The organism is Mycobacterium sp. E3305 (genome assembly GCF_001666785.1).
Classification (GTDB): domain Bacteria; phylum Actinomycetota; class Actinomycetes; order Mycobacteriales; family Mycobacteriaceae; genus Mycobacterium.
On the sequence record NZ_LZJA01000026.1, the window covers coordinates 1 to 9,640 of the forward strand.

Consider the following 9,640-nt stretch of genomic DNA (forward strand, 5'->3'; position numbering starts at 1 on the left):
GCGCGCCGTGGCTGGCGTGTGGGTACCTGGTGGCGACGGCCGTCATCAGCGTGCTCGCCACGGCGGCGATCCGGGAGCAAGACCTGCACCTCTGAGCCCTCCGCGCAGTAGTCTCGTTCGCAGTCGGCAGCCGCGAGGAAGCGAGAAGAGATGACTGACGCGAACGTCGCCGGTTTCGAACCGCTGTACGACGAGGCCGAGCACGCCGGCCGGCGGATCCCGTGGGACATCGGCGGCCCGCAGCCGGCGGTGCAGCAGCTGGTGGCCTACGGCGGGATCCGCGGCGAGGTGCTCGATCCCGGCACCGGTCCCGGCCACCATGCCATTCACTTTGCGGCGCAAGGGTATTCGGCGACCGGCATCGACGACTCACCCTCGGCCATCGAGCAAGCCAAACGCAACGCGGAGCGGGCCGGCGTCCAGGTCGATTTCCAGGTGGCCGACGCCACCAAGCTGGAGGGGTTCGAGGGCCGCTTCGACACGGTGGTGGACAGCGCCTTTTATCACGTGTTCCTCAACGACGGGGTCGTCCAGACGCGGTACGCCCAGGCGCTGCACCGCGCCACCAAACCCGGAGCCCGGCTGTACATGTTCGAGTTCAGCCCCCACAACGTCAACGGCCTGCAGTGGACGGCCATCCCCGCCGATAACTTCGAGCGGGTGTTCGGTGCCAACGGATGGCGCATCGACTACCTGGGCGGCACGACGTATCAGGCCCGCTTCCTGAAGGAGACGTTCGACGCCATGAAGGAGTTCGCCTCCGAGCAGCAGGGCGAGATCCTGCAGCGGATGCGGCCGCTGGTGCACCGGCTGGGCGTCATCGACCCCCTTCTGGAGGACCACCGGGTGCACCTCCCGGTGTGGTCCGTGGTGGCCACCCGGTTGGACTGACCGCGGTTCACCGGGCGGGGGCGAGGAGCGATGGCCGGCACTCCGCAACTGCGCCAAGGGTTGTCGCAGCGCCAGCTCAGCATGATCGCCCTCGGTGGGGTGATCGGCGCCGGCCTGTTCGTCGGCTCCGGCGTGGTGATCAAGGACACCGGCCCCGCGGCGTTCCTGACATACGCGCTGTGCGGCCTGCTGATCGTCCTGGTGATGCGCATGCTGGGGGAGATGGCCGCGGCGAACCCGTCGACCGGATCGTTCGCCGATTACGCGGGCAGGGCGCTGGGCGGCTGGGCGGGCTTTTCGGTCGCCTGGCTGTACTGGTACTTCTGGGTGATCGTGGTCGGCTTCGAGGCGGTCGCCGGCGGGAAGGTCCTCAACTACTGGTTTCACGCCCCGCTGTGGCTGCTGTCGCTGGGCCTGATGATCTTGATGACCGCGACCAACCTGTTCTCCGTGTCGTCCTTCGGTGAATTCGAATTCTGGTTCGCCGGAATCAAAGTCGCGACCATCGTGGTCTTTCTCGGCATCGGCGCCGCGTTCGTCCTGGGCCTGGTGCCCGGCCATCCCGGCGGCCTGGGCAACCTCACCGCGCACGGCGGATTCTTTCCCAAGGGCGTGGGGGCCGTCTTCGCCGCGATCGTGGTGGTGATCTTTTCCATGGTGGGCGCCGAGATCGTCACCGTGGCCGCCGCCGAAAGCCGGGACCCCGAGCTCGCGGTGCAGAAGGCGACCAGGTCGGTGGTGGCGCGGATCGGCGTCTTCTTCGTCGGCTCGGTCTTTCTGCTGGTGGCGATATTGCCCTGGGACTCAGTGGAACTCGGTGCCTCGCCCTATGTGGCCGCGCTGCACCACCTGGGATTGCGCGGCGCCGACCAGGTGATGAACGCGGTGGTGCTCACGGCGGTGCTGTCCTGCCTGAACTCGGGGCTCTACACGGCGTCGCGCATGCTGTTCGTGCTCGCCGACCGCGGTGAGGCCCCGGCGCGATTGGTCAGGCTCAGCGGGCGGGGGGTTCCGCACATCGCGATCCTGTGCTCCTCGGCGGTCGGATTCGGTTGCGTCGTCATGGCGCGCGTCGCGCCCAACACCGTGTTCCTCTTCCTGCTCAACTCGTCGGGCGCCGTCATCCTGTTCGTCTACTGGCTGATCGCGCTGTCGCAGATCATCCTGCGCCGCCGCACCCCCGCCGCAAAGCTGCGGGTGAAGATGTGGTTCTTTCCGGTACTTTCCATCCTCACCCTCGCCGGAATCACCGCCGTGCTGGTGCAGATGGCGTTCGACCGCTCGGCGCGCAGCCAGCTCTGGCTCAGCCTGCTGTCGTGGGCCGTCGTGGTCGGGCTGTACGTCGTTGCCCGGGTCCGTAGCCGAATCGGTACTCGCCGCGCGATCGCCGCTGACGACTGACGTTCACACGCGGCGGGGTATCCGCATGTGCTCCTCGGCGCGATGCCATGTCAGTGTCGGGACGAATCGCTCGTCGGCCCAACTCGCCGACTGCACCCGCAGCCGTCCCCGCCAGTTCCTCATGATTTCGGCGTGCACGGGCCAACGGATGAATCGGCGTAAATCGCTTCCGTTGTTCCAGACCGATAGCGATCCACCGCGCCACTCGGCGGGTTTGCCCCACAGCCACAGCCCGACGGCGCCTTGCATAATCGGCCAACTTTCCGCCAGCTTCACACCTAGCTCGGCGACCTGCTGCCAATCCTTCTCCGATTCGGCGTGAAAGTCGGTGTAGCTCACCACGACCGGCAACCGGGTTGAGTCGCAGGGGCCCGGCAGCCAGTCGGTGCTGATGAGTCCGGCCCCTGGTGTGATCGGCGGCTGGCCGGCCGCCCCGTCGGTCGCTGGACGTCCATCGTCACCACGGACGGCGTCGGATCGGGTTGTGGTCATGGCGAGCTCCTATGTCGAATGGCGGTCGCGACGAGTGCGTAACGGTGCGATCGGCGGGCGCGGGTACGGGGAACACGTTAAATAATAAGCGAATGTAGATGATATGACGACGCTTATAATCTGGCAAACTCTATCATCACGACATGGGCCGAAAGTCGAACCGTCCAGATCTCGCGGCGATGCTCGTGCCGCTGGCCCGCCAAGCCGTAGCCGCCGAGCGGCCGGTGCTGGCGGCGCACGGCCTGTCGATGTGGGGTTACGTCATACTCGGCGCGCTTGACGGGTCGCCGATTCGCACGCAAGCGGCGCTCGCCGAGGCGGTCGGCGCCGACAAGACGCGCATCATTCCCACGCTCGACGAGCTGCAGGAGCACGGCTACATCGAACGCTCACCCGATCCCGACGACCGTCGCGCGCGCCTGCTTGCGATCACCGACGCCGGACGCTCGATCAGAAGTGCCGCGCAGCGCGACATTCGAGAAGCCGAGGAGCGCTGGCTTGGGCAGCTGTCCTCCAGCGACCGATCCGCTTTTCTGCGCGTGCTCAGCCAACTGGCGTCCGGTTGACCATGTCGAGCGCACGCCGTGCGGGTGTCGATTTGACCGACCTGGATCAGCCGCTTGCCCGGACGCCGGAGCCACGCGGGCGTGCGGGCAGCCACCTCACTCGGTCTTGGTCAGCAGCACCGCGTCCTCGAACGGCAGCCGCGCGAAAATCGGCCGCGCTCCGGGGCTGACGTGGGTCGCCGCTTCGGCCTTGCTGACGACCCGCGGGTCCGCGATGCCGAAGCTCTTGCCGTTGCGGCGCATCCGCCCGCCGCCCGCGGCTGTCAGGTTTTTCAGCCAGTCCCGGTCCGGGCCGTAGGTCAGCAGGATCGCGATCCCGGGCTTGCCGTCGACCTCCGCGCTGAAGACATTCACCGGGGTGCGGTACGGCTTGCCCGAGCGGCGGCCGACGTGTTCCACGATCGCGAAAGGCGGCAGCCAGCCGGCCCACAGCCGCTGCATCGGGTTGGTGACGCGACGGTTGAACCGGGCGAGACTCTGTGGCATCTGCATACCGCCATCCAACTCGCGGCAACCGCCCGGCATCAACCCAACTTTTCACACCGAACGGGTCTAGTGTCTGAACATGGGTGATTCGCCGGGTAACGAGGCGGCCCAGCGCGCCGACGAGCTCAAGCGCAGGGGTGAAGCCCTGGCTGCGCGCAAACCCATCACGCTCGAAGACGTCGAGCTCGCGACCGACCGCGCCAGGCACGCCCACGAGCGGGATCACGAGGCGCACCGCCGCGACCGGGACCGGCACTACGAGGCCGCCGTCGCCCACGAGCGCGCCGCCGAGGTGCACGAGCGGGCGGCCGACGAGCGCCTCGGGGACGTCGAGGCGCACCGGCGGGCGGCGGAAAAAGAGCGCGAAGCCGCCCGCCATCATTTCCAGGCCGCCCAGCAAGCCGGATCGCAGGGCGACGCCTGACCCGTCCTGCTACACCCTGTAGTTGTACCGGCCGCAGGGGCTGGGACACTGGTTGTCATGGGAAGCAGTGACCGGGCGACCGCGCACGCCGCGATGACGACGGCGTCGGCCCGGCTGTTCGCCGACGCCTGCGCCGTCATCCCCGGCGGGGTGAACTCCCCGGTGCGGGCGTTCACCGCGGTGGGCGGGACCCCGCGCTTCATCACCGAGGCCAACGGGTACTGGCTCACCGACGCCGACGGCAATCGCTACGTCGACCTGGTCTGCTCGTGGGGCCCGATGATCCTGGGGCACGCGCACCCCGCCGTCGTCGACGCCGTCACCCGGGCCGCCGCGTCCGGCCTGTCGTTCGGCGCCCCCACCCCGGCGGAGAGCCAGCTGGCCGCCGAGATCATCGGCCGGGTGGCGCCCGTGGAGCGGATCCGGCTGGTCAACTCCGGCACCGAGGCGACGATGAGCGCGATCCGGCTGGCCCGCGGGTTCACCGGCAGGCCCAAGATCGTCAAGTTCTCCGGCTGCTACCACGGCCACGCCGACGCGCTGCTCGCCGACGCGGGATCAGGCGTGGCGACGTTGGGGCTGCCGTCCTCGCCCGGGGTCACCGGCGCAGCGGCCGCCGACACGATCGTGTTGCCCTACAACGACGTTGACGCGGTGCGGCAGGCCTTCGCGGAGCTCGGCGACCAGATCGCCGCGGTGATCACCGAGGCCAGCCCCGGCAACATGGGCGTCGTCCCGCCCGCGGCCGGCTACAACGCCGCGCTGCGCGCGATCACCGCCGAGCACGGCGCGCTGCTGATCGTCGACGAGGTGATGACCGGCTTCCGGGTGAGCCGAAGCGGTTGGTACGGAATCGATCCGGTCGACGCCGACCTGTTCACCTTCGGCAAGGTGATGAGCGGCGGGCTGCCCGCGGCGGCGTTCGGCGGCCGCACCGAGGTGATGGAGCGGCTGGCGCCGCTGGGTCCGGTGTATCAGGCCGGGACGCTGTCCGGTAACCCGGTGGCGGTGGCCGCCGGCCTGGCGACGCTGCGCGCCGCCGACGCGGCCGTCTACGCCGCGCTGGACGCCAACGCCGACCGGCTGGCCGCCCTGCTCTCCGAGTCATTGACCAATGCGTCTGTGCCGCATCAGCTTTCACGGGCCGGCAACATGCTCAGCGTGTTCTTCACCGACGCGCCGGTGACCGACTTCGCCTCCGCGCGGGCCAGCCAGACCTGGCGCTATCCGCCGTTCTTCCACGCCCTGCTGGATGCGGGCGTCTACCCGCCCTGCAGCGCCTTCGAGGCCTGGTTCGTCTCGGCGGCGCTGGACGACGCGGCGTTCGACCGGATCGCCGAAGCCCTGCCCATCGCGGCCGAAGCGGCCGCCCAGGAGGACAAGCCCTGATGGCCGATCAAACGCGAGTCCACGTGGTGCGCCACGGCGAGGTGCACAACCCGAGCGGCGTCCTCTACGGACGGCTGCCCGGATTCCACCTGTCCGACAAGGGTCGCGAGCAAGCGGCCGCGGTCGCCGACGCGCTGGCCGGCCGGGACATCGTCGCGGTGGTCGCCTCCCCGCTGCAGCGGGCCCAGGAAACCGCAGCGCCGATCGCCGCCAAGCACGACGTGGCCGTGGACACCGACCACGACCTGATCGAATCGGCGAACTTCTTCGAGGGCCGCCGCGTCGGCCCGGGTGACGGCGCCTGGCGCGACCCGCGGTTCTGGTGGCAGCTGCGCAACCCCTTCACCCCGTCGTGGGGTGAGCCGTACGCCGAGATCGCCGCGCGGATGACGACCGCGGTGGACAAGGCCCGCGCGCGTGCGGCCGGCCGCGAGGTGGTGTGCGTCAGCCACCAGCTGCCCGTGTGGACGCTGCGGCTGCACCTCACCGGCAGGCGGCTGTGGCACGACCCGCGCAGGCGGGAGTGCGGGCTGTGCTCGATCACCACCCTGGTGTACGAGGGCGACCGGCTGGCCGACGTCGAGTATCGGGAGCCGGCGGCGCTTTGATCGCATGGCGACTGGCGATGGCGGGGGCCGTGGTGACGACCCTCGTTGCGGGCTGCTCGTCCGGTCGTGACGCGGTGGCCCAGGGCGGCACCTTCGAATTCGTCTCGCCGGGCGGGAAGACCGACATCTACTACGACCCGCCGTCGGCCCGCGGCCGCCCCGGCCCGCTGACCGGCCCCGACCTGGCCGACCCCGCCCACCCGCTGTCGCTGAACGACCCGATCTTCGCCGGCCGGGTCGTCGTCATCAACATCTGGGGCCAGTGGTGCGGCCCCTGCCGCGCCGAGGTCGGCCAGCTGCAGCAGGTCTACGACGCCACCCGCGACGCCGGGGTGTCGTTCCTGGGTATCGACGTGCGCGACAGCAACCGGCAGGCCGCGCTGGACTTCGTCAACGACCGCCACGTGACGTACCCCTCGATCTACGACCCCGCGATGCGCACCCTGATCGCGTTCGGCGGCAAGTACCCCACCACAGTGATCCCTTCCACGCTCGTCCTGGACCGCCAGCACCGGGTCGCGGCGGTGTTCCTGCGCGAACTGCTGGCGGCCGACCTGCAACCCGTGGTGCAGAAGCTGGCCCGCGAGTGACCGGATTCACCCAGATCGCCGCCGCCGGACCGCTCCTGGTGGCCCTCGGCGTGTGCCTGCTGGCGGGGCTGGTGTCCTTCGCCTCCCCGTGCGTGGTGCCGCTGGTGCCCGGCTACCTGTCCTACCTGGCCGCCGTCGTGGGCGTCGACGAGCAGCCCCTGCCCGGCCAGGTCAAAGCGCCGCCGTCGGCGCGGTGGCGGGTCGCGGGCTCGGCGGCGCTGTTCGTCGCCGGATTCACCACGATCTTCGTGCTGGGCACGGTCGCGGTCCTCGGGATGACGACCACGCTGATCACCAACCAGCTGCTGCTGCAGCGGGTCGGGGGCGTGCTGACGATCGTGATGGGGCTCGCCTTCGTCGGCCTGATCCCGGCACTGCAACGCCAGGCCCGGTTCAGCCCGCGCCAGCTGACGACCGTCGCCGGGGCGCCGCTGCTGGGCGCGGTCTTCGCGTTGGGCTGGACGCCGTGCCTGGGGCCGACGCTGGCCGGCGTGATCACCGTGGCCTCGGCCACCGACGGCGCGAGCGTGGCCCGCGGGATCGTCCTGGTGATCGCGTACTGCCTGGGGCTGGGCATACCGTTCGTGCTGCTGGCGTTCGGCTCGGCCGGCGCCGTGGGCGCCCTGGGCTGGCTGCGGCGCCACACCCGGGCCATCCAGGTTTTCGGCGGCGCGCTGCTGATCGCCGTCGGTGTCCTGCTGGTCAGCGGGGTGTGGAACGACTTCGTCTCCTGGCTGCGCGACGCGTTCGTGTCCGACGTGAGGCTGCCGATCTGATGGCGAGACTCCTTGCCTGGGGGCGCAACACCTGGCGCGCGTTGACCTCGATGGGCACCGCGCTGGTGCTGCTGTTCCTGCTCGCGCTGGGGGCGATACCCGGGGCGCTGCTGCCGCAGCGCAGCCTCAACGCCGGCAAGGTCGACGACTACCTGAAGGCCCACCCGGTCATCGGGCCGTGGCTGGATCGGCTGCAGGCGTTCAACGTTTTCTCCAGCTTCTGGTTCACGGCCGTCTACGTGCTGCTGTTCGTGTCGCTGGTCGGCTGCCTGACGCCGCGGATGATCGAGCACGCCCGCAGCCTGCGCGCCACCCCCGTGGCCGCCCCGCGCAACCTCGCCCGCCTGCCCAAGCACGCCAGCGCGCAGCTGCCGGCCGACCCCGACGAGCTGAACGCCCTGGCGAACAACATCACCGGCCGGCTGCGCGGCTGGCGCACCGCCATCCGACACCCCGACGACGACGAGGCCGGCCTGGTCGAGGTGTCCGCCGAGAAGGGCTACCTGCGCGAATTCGGCAACATCGTCTTCCACTTCTCGTTGCTGGGCCTGCTGGTCGCGGTGGCCGTCGGGAAGCTTTTCGGCTACGAGGGCAACGTCATCGTCATCGCCGACTCCGGCCCGGGCTTCTGCTCGGCCTCGCCGGCCGCGTTCGACTCGTTCCGCGCCGGCAACACCGTCGACGGCACGTCGCTGAATCCGATCTGCATCCGGGTCAACGACTTCCAGGCGCACTACCTGCCGTCGGGGCAGGCCACCTCGTTCGCCGCCGACATCGACTACCAATCGGGCGGCGATCTCACGGCGAACACCTGGCGGCCCTACCGCCTGGAGGTCAACCACCCGCTGCGAATCGGCGGCGACCGGGTGTACCTGCAGGGCCACGGCTACGCGCCCACCTTCACCGTGAGGTTCCCGGACGGGCAGACGCGCACGTCGACCGTGCAATGGCGGCCGGACAACCCGCAGACGCTGCTCTCGTCGGGGGTGGTGCGCATCGACCCGCCCGCCGGCAGCTATCCCAACGCCGCCGACCGCCGCCAGCACGAGATCGCGATCCAGGGCCTGCTGGCGCCGACCGAGCAGCTCGACGGCACCCTGTTGTCGTCGCGTTTCCCGGCCCTGAACGCCCCGGCGGTGGCCGTCGACATCTACCGCGGCGACACCGGGCTGGACACCGGCCGGCCGCAGTCGCTGTTCACGCTGGATCCGCGACTGATCCAGCAGGGCCGGCTGACCAAGGAGAAGCGGGTCAACCTGCGGGCCGGACAGGAGGTCCGGATCGAGGCGGGCCCGGCGGCCGGCACCGTCGTCCGCTTCGACGGCGCCGTGCCGTTCGTCAACCTGCAGGTCTCCCACGACCCAGGGCAGATCTGGGTGCTCGTTTTCGCCATCACGATGATGGCCGGCCTGCTGGTGTCGCTGCTGGTGCGCCGCCGCCGGGTGTGGGTCAGGCTCACTCCGGGGACCGGTACGGTGAACGTCGAGTTGGGCGGGCTGGCCCGCACCGACAACTCCGGGTGGGGCGACGAGTTCGAGCGGTTGACCGAGCGGGTGCTGGACGGCCTGGGTCGGCCCGACGTCGCGGAGGCGGTCAAGCCCCCCGCGTCCAGAAGGAGTTCTGAGGTGGACGTCAAATGAACACACTGCACGTCAACGTCGGGCTGGCACGCTACTCCGACTGGGCGTTCACGTCGGCGGTGGTGGCGCTCGTCATCGCGTTGCTGCTGCTGGCCTTCGAGCTGGCGTACGCAGGCGGCCGCCGTGTCGACCGGCGCGAGCGGGTGTTGGCCGGCGCGGTCGCCTCGGACAGCGTCACCCCCGGCATCGTCGAGGACGTCCCCGGGCGGCCGCTGGACGAGCGCGTCGGGCGGGCCGGGCTGGCCGTGGTCTACCTCGGCATCGGACTGCTGTTCGCCTGCATCGTGCTGCGCGGCCTGGCCACCGTGCGGGTGCCGTGGGGCAACATGTACGAGTTCATCAACCTGACCTGCATGTGCGGGCTGCTCGCCGGGGCG

At 70.1% G+C, this 9,640-nt stretch carries 11 protein-coding genes and 1 pseudogene; 10 read left to right on the forward strand and 2 right to left on the reverse strand.

All coding sequences use genetic code 11. The annotated features are described in order from the left end of the window. Nucleotides 1-150 precede the first annotated feature (150 nt). Both A5701_RS02845 and A5701_RS02850 read left to right on the forward strand, forming a co-directional pair. Nucleotides 151-891 carry a class I SAM-dependent methyltransferase gene (locus A5701_RS02845; protein WP_156669888.1) on the forward strand — a complete coding sequence of 247 codons (741 nt, stop codon included), beginning with the start codon at nt 151-153 and terminating at the stop codon, nt 889-891. Between the two features lie 30 nt (nt 892-921). After that, nucleotides 922-2,292 carry an amino acid permease gene (locus A5701_RS02850; protein ID WP_067748307.1) on the forward strand — a complete coding sequence of 457 codons (1,371 nt, stop codon included), beginning with the start codon at nt 922-924 and terminating at the stop codon, nt 2,290-2,292. Between the two features lie 3 nt (nt 2,293-2,295). Here A5701_RS02850 and A5701_RS02855 read toward each other — a convergent pair whose 3' ends face one another. Next, nucleotides 2,296-2,784 carry a hypothetical protein gene (locus A5701_RS02855; RefSeq protein WP_067748310.1) on the reverse strand — a complete coding sequence of 163 codons (489 nt, stop codon included), beginning with the start codon at nt 2,782-2,784 and terminating at the stop codon, nt 2,296-2,298. A 143-nt stretch (nt 2,785-2,927) separates the two neighbouring features. Here A5701_RS02855 and A5701_RS02860 point away from each other — a divergent pair, with 143 nt between their 5' ends. Next, on the forward strand, nt 2,928-3,350 hold the full coding sequence (locus A5701_RS02860) for a MarR family winged helix-turn-helix transcriptional regulator (protein ID WP_067748312.1): 423 nt from the start codon (nt 2,928-2,930) through the stop codon (nt 3,348-3,350). A gap of 96 nt (nt 3,351-3,446) precedes the next feature. On the opposite strand, the gene A5701_RS02865 is transcribed toward A5701_RS02860, so the two are convergent. Next, nucleotides 3,447-3,842: a nitroreductase family deazaflavin-dependent oxidoreductase gene (locus tag A5701_RS02865; protein ID WP_067748314.1), complete on the reverse strand. Its 396-nt coding sequence runs from the start codon at nt 3,840-3,842 to the stop codon at nt 3,447-3,449. Between the two features lie 73 nt (nt 3,843-3,915). Between A5701_RS02865 and A5701_RS02870 the strand changes: the two genes are divergently transcribed. The 7 genes and pseudogenes from A5701_RS02870 to A5701_RS02900 all read left to right on the forward strand — a co-directional run. Beyond that, on the forward strand, nt 3,916-4,260 hold the full coding sequence (locus A5701_RS02870) for a hypothetical protein (protein ID WP_067748316.1): 345 nt from the start codon (nt 3,916-3,918) through the stop codon (nt 4,258-4,260). Between the two features lie 57 nt (nt 4,261-4,317). Continuing rightward, nucleotides 4,318-5,649, forward strand: a complete 1,332-nt coding sequence (hemL, locus tag A5701_RS02875; protein WP_067748318.1) for a glutamate-1-semialdehyde 2,1-aminomutase — start codon at nt 4,318-4,320, stop codon at nt 5,647-5,649. Then, entirely contained in the window at nt 5,649-6,257 is a 609-nt protein-coding gene (locus A5701_RS02880) for a histidine phosphatase family protein (protein ID WP_067748321.1), read from the forward strand. The genes hemL and A5701_RS02880 overlap by 1 nt, the downstream gene beginning before the upstream one ends. A 17-nt stretch (nt 6,258-6,274) precedes the next feature. Then, nucleotides 6,275-6,847 (forward strand): TlpA disulfide reductase family protein, encoded by a 573-nt coding sequence (locus A5701_RS02885; protein ID WP_067748323.1) that lies wholly within the window; start codon nt 6,275-6,277, stop codon nt 6,845-6,847. Next, nucleotides 6,844-7,623 carry a cytochrome c biogenesis CcdA family protein gene (locus tag A5701_RS02890; RefSeq protein WP_067268699.1) on the forward strand — a complete coding sequence of 260 codons (780 nt, stop codon included), beginning with the start codon at nt 6,844-6,846 and terminating at the stop codon, nt 7,621-7,623. The genes A5701_RS02885 and A5701_RS02890 overlap by 4 nt, the downstream gene beginning before the upstream one ends. Then, nucleotides 7,623-9,263 carry a cytochrome c biogenesis protein ResB gene (locus tag A5701_RS02895; protein WP_067748325.1) on the forward strand — a complete coding sequence of 547 codons (1,641 nt, stop codon included), beginning with the start codon at nt 7,623-7,625 and terminating at the stop codon, nt 9,261-9,263. The genes A5701_RS02890 and A5701_RS02895 overlap by 1 nt, the downstream gene beginning before the upstream one ends. Beyond that, a pseudogene (locus A5701_RS02900) lies at nt 9,260-9,640 on the forward strand (c-type cytochrome biogenesis protein CcsB); the annotation flags it as partial. The gene A5701_RS02895 and the pseudogene A5701_RS02900, both read left to right, overlap by 4 nt.